Here is a 14,846-nt window from a genome sequence, read left to right as displayed (position 1 = left end):
CCGTGACATCTAGCTTTTCACAGCCCCCGAGCGGTGGTACGTCGGGGCGATGACGCTGCCCAAAAGGCGGGAGGAATCGTTGGTGTACGCACACCGCCCTTGGCCGCCAAAGGTACTGCCACGGCCAGTACGCTTGGTGTAACCGCCGCCACACCCGGCGACCCCAAATGTCCGGTGGCCCCTGGGCCCGGGCACGAGCCCCCGGGAGGACCGCCACCGTGGAGCTCGCCGCGTACGCCGACTACGCGGTCCGGTTGGTCAATACCGAGGCGCCCGGACGGGGCACCGACGACCTGCGGACCACCGGCGACATCGCCCGGCTGCTCGACGCGGTGGGCAGGCCGCCGTCCCGGGTCGCGGAATCCGACGTGCCGCGGCTGCGCGCGGTGCGGACCCGGCTGCGCGCGGTCTTCACGGATGCGGCCGAAGGCCGGCCGGCCGATGCGGTCGCGACGCTCAACGGGCTGCTCGCCGAGTACCCCGTGCACCCGCGGATCACCGGGCACGACGGGCGGCCCTGGCACATCCACCTCGCCGGCGACCAGGCGGGCGCGGCCGAGTCGTATGCGGCGGTGGCCGGGATGGGGCTCGCGGTGCAGCTGACCTCGCTCGGCGCCGACCGGCTGGGCGTGTGCGATGCGGCGCCGTGCCGAAACGTTTTCGTCGACGCCTCGGCGAACCGGTCGCGGCGCTACTGCTCGGACCGCTGCTCGACGCGGGCGAACGTGGCGCAATATCGCGCCCGCCGCAAGGCGCGCGCCACCACCGACTGACGCCCCGTCATCCCTCGAACGGGTTATCCGTCCCGATCCTCGACCAGCGCTTTCGGCGCCGGACCAGGAGCGCGCGGGCCAGGACCAGTCCGTCGGGCACCGGGCCGAACTCCCTGCTGTCGGTGCTGCGGTACGGCTGGTCGCCGAGCACCCACCAGCCCTCCGGATCGCGGCGCACGGCCCTCTTGAACATGAGGACGTCCGGGCGGTCCGGGCGCACCGCAAGGACGACGTCACCCGGCCGGACCCGGGCGCGGTAGCGGACCAACACCCTTTCCCCGTCCGCGAGATTGGGCAGCATCGAGCCCCCGCTCACGTCGGCCATCCCCCAGGGCAGCCGCCATCGGGACACCGCCTTGCCGCCCGCCATGACACCTCTCATCCGGTATGACCGTTTCCGCCCAACTGCCGCGCCCGGCCCGCGTGAACCCGGTGTGAACACACCGGCCGGTAGGCCGGGGTCACCGGGAAATCGCGGTCCGCCGGGAGTAGGGTCCCCCGTGGGAAGACGATCACAGAAAGGACCCCCATGTTCTCTCGACTGTTCGCGAGCACGGTGACCGCCGAGGCGCACTGCGACCTCCCCTGCGGTGTCTACGACCCGGCGCAGGCCCGCATCGAGGCCGAGTCGGTCAAGGCCATCCAGGAGAAGTACCAGGCGAACGAGGACACCGCGTTCCGCGCGCGTGCGATCGAGATCAAGGAGCAGCGCTCCGAGCTGGTCAAGCACCACCTGTCGGTGCTGTGGAGCGACTACTTCAAGGCCCCGCACTTCGAGGCCTACCCGAACCTGCACACCCTGTTCAACGACGCCATCAAGGCGGCCGGCGCGGGTGGCACCAAGGGCTCGAACGACCCGGCCACCGGCCAGGCGCTGCTGGACCTGATCGCCCAGATCGACGCCATCTTCTGGGAGACCAAGAAGGCTGCCTGATCCACCGGGCCGGCCGTCCCGGGGCGAGTCCCCGGCCTGCCGACCGAGCGCACCCGGTCCGCACGCCTCCGGCAACGGAGGCCGTGCGGCCGGGTGCGTCTGCGTTTCCGGCACGCTGCGCCTGCACCTCAATGTCCCCCTATCGGGTCAACACCCTTGACATCACCACCCCTTGCCTGGTTTCTCTCGTGTGGGGGACTTTCGCCCGTTCGGGTCGCTCACCGTGCAGACGGCGAATAAGCAGGTACACTGCGTACTCGCCAAATCACATGCGGTGACGTACTGTCGTACGCGTAGGCGATGCGGCGACGGGCCTGCGGGCCGGGACGGGATGCCAGAGGAGATCACGATCGAGCTCCCTGGAAGAGTGGTGGCGGAGACGGGTCGGGGGTCCGCGCGATAGCGTCGACAAGGTCCCCGTCATCGGTCGTGGTCACAGTCGTGGCCACCTACGCAGCACCTTGGAGGTGAGGGTGTCCCAGCGATCCGCACACACGGCGGACGAAGCCGGCGCCGGCCAGCAGGACTTCGTCGAGGTCCGGTTGCCCGCCGCGGGGGCGTACCTCTCGGTTCTTCGTACCGCGACGGCCGGCCTCGCGGCCCGGCTGGATTTCACCCTGGACGAGATCGAGGATCTCCGCATCGCCGTCGACGAGGCGTGCGCGATGCTCCTGGGCCAGGCCGTCCCGGGGAGCGTCCTGTCCTGCGTGTTCCACCTCGTCGGCGACGCCCTGCAGATCACGGTGTCCGCCCCGACGACCGACGGGCACACGCCGGCGCGCGACACGTTCGCGTGGACCGTGCTGTCCGCCCTGGCGGGCGAGGTCGACGCGACCGTGGACGAGAACTCCGTCGTGAGCATCAGCCTCCACAAGAAGCGCGGTGGCGGGCCGGGGGCGCCGTGAGCACCGAGCACGCGAGTGACCGCCAGGGCGAAGATCCCCCGGCGGACGGGGCCCGGGAGGCCGAGGACATGGTCAGTGACACGAGCGTGACGGCGGACGAGACCGCCCCGCCGCACGACAGCTCCGACGCCCCCGGGTCTTCGGAAGCCGACGACGTGGACAGCACTGTCGACACCGTCGCGGCCGACGAGGACACCGAGACCGCCGGCCGGGCGGCCCCGGGCATCCCCGAGACTCCCGTGCCCGGCAGGCGCCGGTCCTCGAGCCATTCGCAGCACGACCGCGAGCTGGCCAAGGGCATGTTCGCCCAGCTGGCGAAGCTCGCCCCGGAGGACCCGGACCGCCGGGCCATCCGCGACCGGCTGGTCGAGATGCACCTGCCGCTGGTCGAGCATCTGGCGCGGCGGTTCCGCAACCGCGGCGAGCCGCTCGACGACCTGGTGCAGGTCGCCACCATCGGGCTGATCAAGTCGGTGGACCGGTTCGACCCGGACCGCGGCGTGGAGTTCTCCACGTACGCCACCCCGACCATCGTCGGCGAGATCAAGCGGCACTTCCGCGACAAGGGCTGGGCGGTGCGCGTGCCGCGCCGGCTGCAGGAGCTGCGGCTCGCCCTGACCGCCGCGACCGCCGAGCTGTCGCAGCGCAACGGCCGCTCCCCCACGGTCGGCGAACTGGCCGTGCAGTTGGGCATCTCCGAAGAAGAGGTGCTGGAGGGCCTGGAGTCCGCGAACGCGTACAGCACGCTGTCGCTGGACGTGCCGGACACCGACGACGAGTCGCCCGCGGTCGCCGACACGCTCGGCTCGGAGGACGAGGCGCTGGAAGGCGTCGAGTACCGCGAGTCGCTCAAGCCGCTGCTCGAGCAGCTGCCGCCGCGCGAGAAGCGCATCCTGCTGCTCCGGTTCTTCGGCAACATGACGCAGTCCCAGATCGCGCAGGAGGTCGGCATCTCGCAGATGCACGTCTCCCGGCTGCTGGCCCGCACGCTGGCGCAGCTGCGCGAGCGCCTGCTGGTCGAGGAGTAGACCGCAGAAGGCATGCGCCGAGGGCCCGGAGGAATACGTTCCTCCGGGCCCTCGGCGCATGCCTCGGATGACCTTGCGGGCGCCGCTCGCTCGGCGTCCGGATGCTGTCCGGGTGAGCCGCTGCGGGGCGCTACTTCTTGCGCTTCTTGCGCTTGTCGCCGGTGCGCGCCTGGCCGCCGGGCCGGGCCGCGGCCGGCTTCGCGGCGGGCTTCTCCTCGGCGGGCTGCTCCGCGGCGCGGCGTTCGGCGGTGCGCTCCTCGTGCAGGTTCTCGAGCGCCTGGTAGAGGCTCGGGCGTCCCAGGATGACGATCGCGGCGAGGCCGACCGCGATGATCGCGATGCCGAAGACCCAGCGGCCGCTGCCGCTGCCCATCCAGTAGCCGATACCGAGCACCACGAGGTTGATGGTGATCGCGGGCGACCGGCTCCAGCGCCGGCCGCGGACCAAGCCGACCGTGGTGGCGAGCATGCCGAGGCCGAGCAGCAGCAGGTAGATGCCCTCGCTGATGCCCTTGCCCTCGTCGACCGGGTCCCCGAAGAGGCTCGCCAGCAGGATGTAGAGGGAGAAGCCGAGACCGATCACGGTCTCCGCGGCGACGATCCCGGTCGCGATCCGGAAACTCGGCGGCAGGGACCGCAAGGCCCCGAAGGCGGTGGGTGCGGGAGCGGCGTCAGTCATCACCCCACGAGGGTAGACGGGCCGCGCGGCGGCGCGGGACGGCCCGCCCCCGTGCCCCGGCAGGCAGCGGCGTCCGCGCAGGTCACCCGGGGTTTGCCGAGGAGATTGCCGAGGCGGCCTCGGCCGCCCGCCGGCCGGCACGCGCGGTTACTCTGTCGTACATGCGTGCCCTTCTCGTCGTGAACCCCAAGGCGACGACCACCAGCGAGCGGACCCGCGACGTCCTGGCGCACGCACTCGCCAGCGACCTCAAGCTCGACGTCGCGACCACCACGCACCGCGGGCACGCCGCCGAACTGGCCCGGGACGCGGTCTCCGACAACATCGACCTGGTCATCGCCCTGGGCGGCGACGGAACGGTCAACGAAGTCGCCAACGGCGTGCTCGCCGAGGGCCCGTCGCCGGACCTGCCGGCCGTCGCCGTCGTCCCCGGCGGCAGCACCAACGTCTTCGCCCGCGCGCTGGGCATGCCGAACGACCCGGTCGAGGCGACCGGTGTGCTGCTGGACGCGCTGCGCACCCGGCGGGACCGCGAGATCGGCCTGGGCATGGCCGGCGACCGGTGGTTCCTGTTCTGCGCGGGCCTCGGCTTCGACGCCGACGTGGTCGGCCGCGTCGAGGAGCACCGGGCCAAGGGCCGCAAGTCGACGCACGGCCTCTATGTGCGGTCCGCTCTGCACCGGTTTTACCGAAGCGGTGGCACGAGGCGGTCCGGTCCCCTCACACTGGACGTACCGGGCCAGGAACCGGTGGAGGGACTGTGCCTGGGCATAGTCCAGAACACGAATCCCTGGACTTTCCTGGGCAATCGCCCCGTGAACGCGTGTCCCGACGCGTCGTTCGACCGAGGTCTCGACCTGTTCGGGCTGACCAGGATGTCCACTCTGCCCACGTTGCGGCATCTCAGCCGCATGCTGGGCTCTTCGGGGAATGCACCGCACGGACGTCACGTGGTGTCGCTGCACGACTGCGCGACGTTCACTCTTGGGGCTGAGGAGGCCGTGTCGCTTCAGGTGGACGGCGACCACCTGGGGGAACATCGCAGTGTGACGTTCCGGGGCGTCCCCCGGGCACTGCGTGTGATTGTGTGAGTAGAAGGGCCGCTACGCCTTTCAGTCGAACGTAGAAGCCCGTTCACTCCTTCGAAGTAGCGGTGTGACCTACCCGACACCGATGATTCAAAAAATCCTTCGCAAGAGGGGTTGTGTCCACGGCCCAGTTTTGTCAGGCTCTACGTGGCGGCCAGCAGGAACGGCCCAAAGGCCAATCCTCTCCGCCCGACTCCACCACCAAACCTGGGGACCGACTTTGTCGGCCCTTACGTTGTTGGAGGATTCGTGAAAGCGTTCACATTCACAAGCCGTCACTAGGCGAGGCCACAAGCTTCGCCCGCTTACGAGGAGTTGGACCGCATGGACTGGCGCCACCGTGCCGCCTGCCGTGACGAAGACCCGGAGCTGTTCTTCCCGATCGGTAACACCGGTCCGGCGCTGCTGCAGATCGAGGAGGCGAAGGCCGTGTGCCGTCGCTGCCCCGAGATGGAGGCGTGCCTGCAGTGGGCCCTCGAGTCCGGTCAGGACGCGGGCGTCTGGGGTGGGATGAGCGAAGACGAGCGCCGCGCGCTCAAGCGCCGTGCCGCGCGCAACCGCGCACGCGCCTCTGCCTGATCCCCCTGCATCCGGATCTCCACGGCACCAACACAGAACCTCGGCAACGCCCCGGTGGTCATCGCGACCGCACCGGGGTGTTGCCGTTTCTGCGTCGTCTTCCGGACGGCCCGGTCGAGCCGGCCGGGGCGGCGGTCAGCCGCGGGCCTTGCGGCGGACCGGGAAGTCCAGGGTGACCACGGTGCCGCCGCCGTCGCGGGCGGTCATGTCGAAGCGGCCGCCCAACTCGCTGCCCACCAGCGTGCGGACGATCTGCAGGCCGAGGTTGCCGGACTCCTGAGGGTCGAAGCCGGCCGGCAGGCCGGCTCCGTCGTCGGCCACGGTGATCACCAGGCGCTGGCGCTCGTGGTCCCGGGCCGCGGTGATCTCCAGGCTTCCGGAGTGCGTGTCGAACGCGTGCTCCAGGGCGTTCTGCAGGAGTTCGGTCAGCACCATCGCGAGCGGCGTCGCGGTCTCCGCGATGAGCTCGCCGAAACTGCCGTGCCGCGCGGTGCGCACCCGGGACGCGGACGCCGCGACCTCGGTGACCATGCTGAGCACCTGGTCCGCGATCTCGTCGAAGTCGACCCGCTCGTCCAGCGTCTGGGACAGCGTCTCGTGCACGATCGCGATCGAGCCGACGCGCCGGACCGCTTCCTCCAGGGCCGCCCTGGCCTGCGGAGAATCCATTCGCCTGGCCTGCAGGCGGAGCAGTGCCGCGACGGTCTGCAGGTTGTTCTTCACCCGGTGGTGGATCTCCCGGATGGTGGCGTCCTTGGTGATGAGCTCACGTTCCCGGCGGCGCAGTTCGGTCACGTCGCGGAGCAGCACGATGGCGCCGATCCGGGCGCCGCGCGGCTTGAGCGGGATGGCCCGGACCTGGACCACCGCGGCGGCGGTCTCCACTTCGGTCTCGCGCGGCGCCCAGCCGCTCGCCACCGCGGAGATCGACTCGTCCACCGGGCCCTCGCTGGGCGCGAGTTCGGCGGTGGTGCGGCCGAGGTGGCAGCCGACCAGGTCGCTGGTCAGGCCGAGCCGGTGGTACGCGGACAGCGCGTTGGGGCTGGCGTATTGCACGAAGCCCTCGGCGTCCAGGCGGATCAGGCCGTCGCCGACGCGCGGCGAGGCGTCCATGTCGACCTGCTCGCCCTTGTACGGGAAGAAGCCGGACGCGATCATCTGCGCGAGGTCGGCCGCGCTCTGCAGGTAGGTGAGTTCGAGGCGGCTCGGGGTGCGCGCGGTGAGCAGGTTGGTGTTGCGCGCGATGACGCCGATGACGCGGCCGTCGCGGCGTACCGGGATGGCCTCCACCCGGACCGGCACGTCGTCGCGCCACTCGGGGTCGCCCTCGCGCACGATGCGGCCCTCGTCGTAGGCGGCGTCGAGCATCGGGCGCTCGCCGCGCTCGACGAAGTCGCCGACCAGGTCGTCCTGGTGCGAGGTCGCGCCGGTGTTGGGACGCATCTGGGCGACCGCGACATATCGGCCGTCGCTGGTCGGCACCCAGAGCACCAGGTCGGCGAACGACAGGTCCGCGAGCAGCTGCCACTCGGAGACCAGCAGGTGCAGCCACTCGAGGTCGGCCGGCGGCAGGTCCCCGTAGTTGCGGACGAGGTTGTTCATGGAGCGCACAGCGAGAGAGTAACTCCGCCCCGGCCGCGCTTCGCGCCGGGTGGCCGAACGACCGCCGGCGCGGGCCCCCGGGGGCCGGGAGTGGGACGCTGCGCACAGTGCGGGCCGGGGGCGTGCAGCGGGGTGAGAAGCTGTCCGGACACCCCGGGCGCGTCTTCGGCGCCCGGTTCCGCAACCCGGCAGGCCCGCTCGGTCCGGCGCCGCCGTTCGGAGGTCGACGCCGTGTCCGAAAACCGTCCGCAGCCCGCGCCGTCCGGCGGCCATCCGCTGGACTGGCTGGAGATCCGCGAGAAGGAGCGGGTGGCCGCGGGGCTGCGCCGCCGCCTGCGGCCGCGCCCGGCGGACGAGCCGGGGGTCCTGGACCTGGCCGGCAACGACTACCTCGGGCTGGCCCGGCATCCGCGCGTGCTGGCCGCGGCCGCCGACGCGGTGCGGGTGTGGGGTGCGGGCTCGACCGGTTCGCGGCTGGTGACCGGGTCCACGGACCTGCATGCCGAGCTGGAGGCCGAGCTGGCCGCGCACCTGGAGTCGGAGGCGGCGCTGGTCTTCTCGTCCGGCTACCTGGCCAACATCGGCGCGATCACCTCGCTGGCCGGCCGCGGCGACCTGGTGGTGTCGGACGCGATCAACCACGCCTCGATCGTCGACGCGTGCCGCCTCTCCCGGGCCCGGGTGGCCATCACGCCGCACTGCGACGTGGCCGCGCTGGCCGAGGTGCTCGCGCAGCGCACCGAGGAGCGCGCGCTGGTCGTCGTGGACGCGGTGTTCTCGGTGGACGGCGACCTGGCCCCGCTCGCCGAGATCGCGGCCGTGGTGCGCCGGTACAACGCGGTGCTGCTGGTCGACGAGGCGCACGGGCTGGGCGTGGTCGGCGAGGCGGGGCGCGGTGCGGTGCACGCGGCGGGGCTGGCGGGGGCGGATCACGTGGTGCAGACCGTGACGCTGTCGAAGGCGATGGGCTCGCAGGGCGGCGCTGTGGTCGGCCCGCAGCGCGTCGTCGACCACCTGGTCGACACCGCGCGGCCGTTCATCTTCGACACCGGGCTGGCCCCGGTGTGCGCGGCGGCGGCGCTGGAGAGCCTGCGGATGCTGCGCGAGGAACCGGCGCTGGCCGGTGCGGTGCGGGCCCGGGCCAGGCAGATCGCGGACGGCGCCCGCGGACTGGGGCTGCGCGCGACGGTGCCCGCGGGGGCGGTGGCGTCGGTGCTGATCGGCGCCCCGGATGCGGCGTTCGAGGCGGCCCGGCGCAGTGCCGAGGCGGGCGTCCGGGTGGGCTGCTTCCGGCCTCCGTCGGTCCCCGACGGCATCTCGCGGCTGCGGTTGGCGGCCCGGGCCGACCTCACGGATGCGGATGTGGCGCGTGCCCTGGATGTCCTCGCGGAGGCCACAAAGGGCCTCTGAGCTGGCCTTCCGCTACTGGATCAGGGGTGATTCGCCCGGCTTCGGGGTATCCGGACGGCACCGTACGGTGCGCTCTGCGCAACCCGCCGCGCATTGGTCTAGACATTTGCGATTGGTCTGAACCACAATAGGCCGCGTTGCTCTGATCCAGGAGGCTCTACCCCGGCGGACGTCGCACCCGCCGGGGTAGAGGCACCTTTGAGGGAAGGACCGCGCGTGGCCACCATCTCGGCTCCCCGAGTGCTCGTCGGCGGCCGCATCGTCGGGCCCGCCGCGCTCGTGGTCGAGAACGGCCGCATCGTGCGCATCGAGGACACCGTGCCGCCGGCCGGCCCGGACCACCTCGCGCTCCCCGACGGCGTGCTCACTCCCGGACTGATCGACCTGCAGGTCAACGGCGCGTTCGGCGCCGACTTCGTGGCCGCCTCCCCCGCCGAGTGGCACACCGTCGCGGCGCGCCTGGCCGGCACCGGCGTCACGTCGTTCCTGCCCACCTTCATCACCGGTGCGCTGGACACCCTGGTCGCCGCGCTGGCCCAGGCGCACACCACCCGGGCGACGCTGGCCGCCGAACCCGTCGCCCGGGTGCTCGGCGTCCACCTCGAAGGCCCGTTCCTGTCCCCCGCCAAGGTCGGCACCCACCCCGCCGAGCACCTGCGCGAGCCCGAGCCCGAGCTGGTCGACCGGCTGCTCGGCGACGACGCGGTCCGCGACGTCCTCGCACTGGTCACCCTGGCCCCCGAACTCCCCGGCGGCATCGCGGCGGTACGCCGCCTGGTCGCGGCCGGCATCAAGGTGTCCATCGGGCACAGCGATGCCACCGCGGCCCAGGTCTCCGAGGCCGCCGACGCGGGCGCCACGCTGGTCACCCACCTGTTCAACGCCATGCGCGGGCTCGGCCACCGCGAACCGGGCGTGGTAGGCGCGGCGCTGACCGACCCGCGCCTGACCCCCGGGCTGATCGCCGACCTGCACCACGTCGTCCCCGCGGTGTGCTCGCTGGTGCTGCGCATCGCGGGCAGCCGGACCGCGCTGGTCACCGACGCGATGGCCGCGGCCGGCATGCCGCCGGGGCACTACCGGCTCGGCGACGTCGAAGTGACGCTCACCGAGGGCGACGTGCCGCGCAACCCGGACGGCACCATCGCCGGCTCCGCGCTGACCATGGACCAGGCGGTCCGCAACCTGACCGCGCTCGGGCACGACTTCGCCGAGGTGGTGACCTGCGGTTCGACCGTCCCGGCCGACGCGCTGGGCCGCAAGGACCTCGGGCGCATCGACGCGGGGGCACTGGCCGACCTGGTGTGGTGGGACGACGAGTTGAACGTGCGGCGTACCTGGGTCGCGGGAGCGGCCGCGTACACCGCGTGAGACGTGGCGGGAGTCCGGTAGGCGCACTGCCGGACCTCCGCCGCGGCAAGACGGAGCGGGGCGGCTGTGGCCCCGGGCCGGAAGCACCACGAGGCGGGACCGGTCGGTAGCCGGGACCGCCGCGCACGACGCACGACGCGACGCGGACCGCCTTTCCGGGCCGCGCGGCGAGCACGATGCTGCGGGACCGGTCGCCCCCGGTCCCGCGGTACGCCAAGACGTGGCGAGGGGCCGCAGCCGCACTGTGGGCCGCCCGCCACTTCCTTCCGGAGCGGCTGCCACCGACTCAGGAGGGGCCCAAGGCGGCGCCGGCTATTGGTGGACCGGCGCCGCCTTTCCCTTTGGGCGGGGGCGACGAGGACGACCGCGGCAGGCAGAGCGCGCAGGCCACCCCGCCCGCTGCGGACGGATTCGCCAATAGGGCGCGAGGCAGTGCCGCCCTGCTCGGGCCTGCACGACCGGCAGTACTGCGGAGCACGGAGTCAGGTGCGCACGGATTCGGCGGGGCGGGCGGCGGTTCGCGGCAGCTCGAGTGCGGGGCGGATTCGGGGCGGCCCGGTCGCGGCGGTAGGCGGGTTCGGGGTCGTGAGGGCTTCCGGCCGGCTCTTGCCCTCGCAGCATGCGTGTTCGGCGGCAGTCGCCGCGGCGCGGCGGTCCGGGTGCGCACGGGCGCTGAACGGCGGCTTCACGCGTACCTCCGCGACGACTCCCCGGGCGCCGGCCAGCCGCCAGACCGAGGCGCCCAGGGTGTCGTCGCCGACGAACGCGGCCGCTTGGGCGCGCGGGCCGTCCTTCCCGTGCCGGTAGGCGATCGCGACCGGTCGCACCAGGGCGTCCGCATCGAGCGCTGCCTGGAACACCGCACGCCGGAAAGGGCCTTGCCGGGCCCCGCACCAGGTGCTGCCCTCCGGGAAGGCGCCGACCGCCGATCCGGAGCGCAGGGCCGCGGCGATCGCGGCCACGTCCCCGGGCAGCGCGCGCGGACGGTCCCGGGACACGAACAGCGTGCCGGCGCGCGCCACGAGCCAGCCGGCCACCGGCCACTCCCCCACCTCGCGCTTGGCGACCATGCGGGCCGGGCGGACCATCGCGAGAACGGGGATGTCCAGCCACGAAATGTGGTTGGCGACGATGAGTTCGCCCCGCTCCGCCCGCACACCGGGCAACGGCCGCGCACCCGGGTCGTACACCACCCGCACCCGCACCCCGAGACTCGCCGCGACCGCCCGCGCCCACCTGCGGACCAGCCGGTCGCGCACGCCTGCAGGCAGCTTGCCCACGAGAGGCGACAGCGCTATGCCGGGAAGGGCGACCACCGCACACGCCACGCATCGGACGACGCGGCGGACCGCGCCCACGTGCCGGTCCCTGCGGGAGAAGCGCGCGGCAGGGCCCGGACGGCCCTCCCGCCCCTGGCCGGCCGGCCGGTCCAGGTCCCGGCCGCGGTGCCGGCCCGCGTCTGCGCCTGCCTCGGCCTGCCGGGGGTGCGGCGCCGCGGCGGACAGGCTGTCCCGCACCCTCCGTCGGCTCCGCGCGACTTGGTACCTGGCCTCGGGGGTGTCGGCGCAACGCTCCGGCGTGCATGGCGATCCGGGCACCCACCCGGGTCTCGGCCCGGGGTGGCTCACGCGGCTTCCAGGCTCAGGAACCTGCGCAGGTAGCGGGCGTCGGTGCGGCGCAGCGACAGCAGGACGTAGAAGTCGGCGACCCCGAAGTCGGGGTCGTAGGCGGGCTCGCCGCACACCCATGCGCCGAGGCGCAGGTAGCCGCGCAGCAGCGGCGGCAGGGCCGAGCGGCCGCGCTCGGCGTCGCGCACCTCGGCCGGGACCTCCCACGGCCGCCGGGGCGCGACCCGGTACTCCTGCGGGGCCAGGTACTTGCGGTTCACCGCGTCGCGGACGTCGGCGGCCAGCACGCCGCCGTCCGAAAGCGGGATCGAGCAGCAGCCGGCAAGCCAGTTGTGCCCGGCGTCGGTCAGGTAGCGCGCGATGCCGGCCCACATGAGGCCGATGACCGCGCCTTCGCGGTGGTCGGGGTGCACGCACGAGCGGCCGACCTCGACCAGGTCGCCGTGCAGCGCCTGGTGGTTGCCGATCTCGAACTCGCCGGCCGCGTAGAGGCCGCCGGCGGCTGCCGCACGGCCCGGCGGGAGCAGGCGGTAGGTGCCGACGATCATGCCGGTGCGGTCCTCGCGTACCACGAGGTGGTCGCAGTAGGGGTCGAACTCGTCGGTGTCGAGCCCGGGTTCGCCGCCGTGCAGGCGGGCGCCGAGCTCCTCGGCGAAGACCAGGTGGCGCAGCTGTTGGGCGGCCCGCACTTCGGCGGCGTCGCGGGCCAAGCCGACGGAGTAGCGGAACTTCTGGGCGGTGGCCGGAGGATGCGGGGTGAACGAGCTGCCGGGCACGATGCGCGCGGCGGCCGCGGACACCACGGCGGAGGCCGAGGCGCGGGCGGCGAGGACCTGCGCGGCGCCGGAATCGGCGGGGACTTCGTAGGCGGTACCGGGCAAGGCGTACGAGGGCTGGGGCGACAGTGACGCGGGCGCGGTCATGGGGGTCTCCCGAACCCGGCGGTCCGGCCGGGGCGTGGCGGGTCGCGGATGCGGCGCCGCACGTCCTTCATCCCGGACGCGGCTTGCGGCGGCATGGCGGCGGAAGTGCGGCCGAGTGTGGCGGTGCTGAAATCTTCCGCAGTATGCCCGCGAACCGGGAGAAAAAGGCAAGCCCCGGAATTACTCGGAACTACCAGGGCAGCGGGCGGGCGTCGCGGAAGAAGCCGCCGGTCGGGCCGTCGTCGGGGAGCGTCGCGGCCCACACGATGCCCGCGGCGCCGTCCGTGACCGGGCGGCCGCCCGGACCGCCCATGTCGGTGGCGACCCAGCCGGGGCACACCGCGTTGACCAGGATCCGGTGCGGCCGCAGTTCCGCGGCGAGCATGCGGGTGAGGGCGTTGAGGCCGGCCTTGGACGTGTTGTACGCGGGCGTCCCGCCGCCCATGTTGGTGAGCGAGGCGGCCTCGCTGGACACATTGACGATACGCCCGTGCCCGCTGCCCCGGAGAAGCGGCAGGAAGGCCTGGACGACCCGCCACGGGCCGTACAGATTGGTCTCCATGGCCTCGCGCACCACGTCGAGGTCGGCGCCGGCCGCCCGCTGCCAGGTGTCGTAGTGGATCGCGGCGTTGTTGACGAGGATGTCCAGCCGCCCGAAGCGCTCCGCCACTTCGGCCGCGGCCCGGCGCGGGTCGGTGCCGGACGCGACGTCCAGCACCAGCGGGTGCGCGTCGGCGCCGCCCCGGGACAGCCCCGACGCGGCCTCCGCGGCGGCGTCCGTGTCCCGCGCCGAGACCAGTACCGTGCAGCCCCGGGCGGCCAGTTGCCCGGCCGTCTCGCGGCCGATCCCCCGGTTCGCGCCCGTCACCAACGCCACCGCTGCCATGCCGCGCCTCCTCGTGCCGACCGTCTCCGGCGATCATGCGGCGGATCCCCGCAGCGCGTCCAAGACGTGGCGTGATAGCCATCGGCTATGGACGTCCACCTGCGCGACCTGCGCTACTTCGTGGCCACCGCGGAAGAGCTGAACTTCACCCGCGCCGCCGAACGGCTCTTCGTCTCGCAGCCCGCCCTCAGCAAGCAGATCCGCCAACTGGAAGACCACTTGCGGGTCCGCCTGTTCGACCGGGACAAGCGCTCGGTCGCGCTGACTGCACCGGGCGAGGCCTTGCTGCCTGCCGCGCGGGAGCTGCTGCGGTCCTGGGACGAGGCGCAGCGGGCGGTCGCCGACGCGGCGGCCGCGGAAGCCGCGGTGCTCACCGTGGGGCTGTCCACCAGCGTCGGCCGCGGGCTGCTGCCGCGCGCCCGCGAGCGGTTCGCCGAGCGGCGCCCGCAGTGGACCCTGAAGCTGCGTCAGATCGACTGGGACGACGCCACCGCGGGCCTGGCGGGCGGCGGCGTGGACGTCGCGCTGCTGTGGCTGCCGTTCGCCGGCCAGGAGTCGCTGCGCGTCCAGGTGCTGGCCACCGAGCCGCGCTGGGTGGCGATGCGCGCCGACCACCGGCTCGCGCACCGCTCGGAGGTGGCCTTCGGCGAGCTGCTCGACGAGCCTTTCCTGGCTTTGCCGGCGACCGCGGGGCCGCTGCGCGACTTCTGGCTCGCGCTGGACCACCGGGGCGGCCGCGCCCCGCGGATCGGCGCGACGGTGGCCAACGCCGACGAGGCGTTCACCGCGGTAGAGGAGGGCAGCGGCATCGTCCTGCTGGCCGAGGGCAACGCGGCCATCTACCGCCGCCCGGGCATCGCGGCGATGCCGGTCAGCGGCCTGCCTCCGTGCGAACTCGCCCTGGCCTGGGCGGCCGGCGACCACCGGCCGGTGGTCCGCGACCTCGTCGAGGCGATGGCCGCCGCGGCCGCGTATTGAAAAGGCGTCCGGCCCCGCCCTCGGGAGGCGAGGGCGGGGCCGGGCGGTGGAACGCGGACGGG

Annotated in this window: 15 protein-coding genes; 9 read left to right on the top strand and 6 right to left on the bottom strand. The window is 73.2% G+C overall.

The window, feature by feature from the left end; genetic code table 11:
• The first annotated feature begins 218 nt into the window (after positions 1-218).
• Positions 219-773, top strand: coding sequence for a CGNR zinc finger domain-containing protein (locus LZ495_RS22450; protein ID WP_235054599.1), 555 nt, complete (start codon positions 219-221; stop codon positions 771-773).
• Positions 774-780: 7 nt separating this feature from the next.
• Here LZ495_RS22450 and sodX read toward each other — a convergent pair whose 3' ends face one another.
• Positions 781-1,143 (bottom strand): nickel-type superoxide dismutase maturation protease, encoded by a 363-nt coding sequence (sodX, locus tag LZ495_RS22445; RefSeq protein WP_235054598.1) that lies wholly within the window; start codon positions 1,141-1,143, stop codon positions 781-783.
• Positions 1,144-1,302: 159 nt separating this feature from the next.
• On the opposite strand from sodX, the gene sodN reads away from it, so the two are divergent.
• From sodN to LZ495_RS22430, 3 genes are all read left to right on the top strand, one after another.
• The gene (gene sodN / locus LZ495_RS22440; RefSeq protein WP_235054597.1) at positions 1,303-1,707 is read left to right on the top strand and encodes a superoxide dismutase, Ni; all 405 of its coding nucleotides are present in this window, start codon (positions 1,303-1,305) and stop codon (positions 1,705-1,707) included.
• A gap of 473 nt (positions 1,708-2,180) precedes the next feature.
• Positions 2,181-2,612, top strand: a complete 432-nt coding sequence (locus tag LZ495_RS22435) for an ATP-binding protein (protein ID WP_235054595.1) — start codon at positions 2,181-2,183, stop codon at positions 2,610-2,612.
• Positions 2,613-2,680: 68 nt separating this feature from the next.
• Positions 2,681-3,640 carry an RNA polymerase sigma factor SigF gene (locus tag LZ495_RS22430; protein ID WP_235054594.1) on the top strand — a complete coding sequence of 320 codons (960 nt, stop codon included), beginning with the start codon at positions 2,681-2,683 and terminating at the stop codon, positions 3,638-3,640.
• A 130-nt stretch (positions 3,641-3,770) separates the two neighbouring features.
• Here LZ495_RS22430 and LZ495_RS22425 read toward each other — a convergent pair whose 3' ends face one another.
• The gene (locus tag LZ495_RS22425; RefSeq protein WP_235054592.1) at positions 3,771-4,319 is read right to left on the bottom strand and encodes a hypothetical protein; all 549 of its coding nucleotides are present in this window, start codon (positions 4,317-4,319) and stop codon (positions 3,771-3,773) included.
• A gap of 161 nt (positions 4,320-4,480) precedes the next feature.
• On the opposite strand from LZ495_RS22425, the gene LZ495_RS22420 reads away from it, so the two are divergent.
• Together LZ495_RS22420 and LZ495_RS22415 are read left to right on the top strand one after the other, a co-directional pair.
• Positions 4,481-5,410 (top strand): diacylglycerol/lipid kinase family protein, encoded by a 930-nt coding sequence (locus tag LZ495_RS22420; protein WP_235054590.1) that lies wholly within the window; start codon positions 4,481-4,483, stop codon positions 5,408-5,410.
• A 321-nt stretch (positions 5,411-5,731) separates the two neighbouring features.
• Positions 5,732-5,986, top strand: coding sequence for a WhiB family transcriptional regulator (locus LZ495_RS22415; RefSeq protein ID WP_231778498.1), 255 nt, complete (start codon positions 5,732-5,734; stop codon positions 5,984-5,986).
• A 135-nt stretch (positions 5,987-6,121) separates the two neighbouring features.
• On the opposite strand, the gene LZ495_RS22410 is transcribed toward LZ495_RS22415, so the two are convergent.
• Entirely contained in the window at positions 6,122-7,588 is a 1,467-nt protein-coding gene (locus LZ495_RS22410) for a sensor histidine kinase (protein ID WP_235054646.1), read from the bottom strand.
• A gap of 231 nt (positions 7,589-7,819) precedes the next feature.
• Between LZ495_RS22410 and LZ495_RS22405 the strand changes: the two genes are divergently transcribed.
• Both LZ495_RS22405 and nagA read left to right on the top strand, forming a co-directional pair.
• Entirely contained in the window at positions 7,820-8,998 is a 1,179-nt protein-coding gene (locus LZ495_RS22405) for an 8-amino-7-oxononanoate synthase (protein WP_235054589.1), read from the top strand.
• Positions 8,999-9,214: 216 nt separating this feature from the next.
• The gene (gene nagA, locus LZ495_RS22400) at positions 9,215-10,369 is read left to right on the top strand and encodes an N-acetylglucosamine-6-phosphate deacetylase (protein WP_235054587.1); all 1,155 of its coding nucleotides are present in this window, start codon (positions 9,215-9,217) and stop codon (positions 10,367-10,369) included.
• A 482-nt stretch (positions 10,370-10,851) separates the two neighbouring features.
• Here the strand turns inward: nagA and LZ495_RS22395 are convergent, their stop codons facing one another.
• The 3 genes from LZ495_RS22395 to LZ495_RS22385 form a co-directional block, all read right to left on the bottom strand.
• Positions 10,852-11,727 (bottom strand): lysophospholipid acyltransferase family protein, encoded by an 876-nt coding sequence (locus tag LZ495_RS22395; protein ID WP_235054585.1) that lies wholly within the window; start codon positions 11,725-11,727, stop codon positions 10,852-10,854.
• Positions 11,728-11,993: 266 nt separating this feature from the next.
• Positions 11,994-12,773 (bottom strand): GNAT family N-acetyltransferase, encoded by a 780-nt coding sequence (locus LZ495_RS22390; RefSeq protein ID WP_372498628.1) that lies wholly within the window; start codon positions 12,771-12,773, stop codon positions 11,994-11,996.
• Positions 12,774-13,110: 337 nt separating this feature from the next.
• Positions 13,111-13,806, bottom strand: coding sequence for an SDR family oxidoreductase (locus LZ495_RS22385; RefSeq protein ID WP_235054583.1), 696 nt, complete (start codon positions 13,804-13,806; stop codon positions 13,111-13,113).
• Between the two features lie 87 nt (positions 13,807-13,893).
• Between LZ495_RS22385 and LZ495_RS22380 the strand changes: the two genes are divergently transcribed.
• On the top strand, positions 13,894-14,784 hold the full coding sequence (locus LZ495_RS22380) for a LysR family transcriptional regulator (protein ID WP_235054582.1): 891 nt from the start codon (positions 13,894-13,896) through the stop codon (positions 14,782-14,784).
• Positions 14,785-14,846: the final 62 nt, after the last annotated feature.

This window comes from Yinghuangia soli (assembly GCF_021502675.1).
GTDB classification, from domain to species: domain Bacteria; phylum Actinomycetota; class Actinomycetes; order Streptomycetales; family Streptomycetaceae; genus Yinghuangia; species Yinghuangia soli.
Note: the sequence above shows the minus strand (reverse complement) of the source record. Positions and strands in the feature narration are given on the sequence as shown.

Coding starts and splice junctions, on each gene's coding strand:
- sodX (WP_235054598.1), bottom strand. CDS start 1,143: ATGGCGGGCGGCAAGGCGGTGTCCCGATGGCGGCTGCCCTGGGGGATG.
- sodN (WP_235054597.1), top strand. CDS start 1,303: ATGTTCTCTCGACTGTTCGCGAGCACGGTGACCGCCGAGGCGCACTGC.
- LZ495_RS22430 (WP_235054594.1), top strand. CDS start 2,681: ATGGTCAGTGACACGAGCGTGACGGCGGACGAGACCGCCCCGCCGCAC.
- LZ495_RS22425 (WP_235054592.1), bottom strand. CDS start 4,319: ATGACTGACGCCGCTCCCGCACCCACCGCCTTCGGGGCCTTGCGGTCC.
- LZ495_RS22420 (WP_235054590.1), top strand. CDS start 4,481: ATGCGTGCCCTTCTCGTCGTGAACCCCAAGGCGACGACCACCAGCGAG.
- LZ495_RS22415 (WP_231778498.1), top strand. CDS start 5,732: ATGGACTGGCGCCACCGTGCCGCCTGCCGTGACGAAGACCCGGAGCTG.
- LZ495_RS22410 (WP_235054646.1), bottom strand. CDS start 7,588: ATGAACAACCTCGTCCGCAACTACGGGGACCTGCCGCCGGCCGACCTC.
- LZ495_RS22385 (WP_235054583.1), bottom strand. CDS start 13,806: ATGGCAGCGGTGGCGTTGGTGACGGGCGCGAACCGGGGGATCGGCCGC.
- LZ495_RS22380 (WP_235054582.1), top strand. CDS start 13,894: ATGGACGTCCACCTGCGCGACCTGCGCTACTTCGTGGCCACCGCGGAA.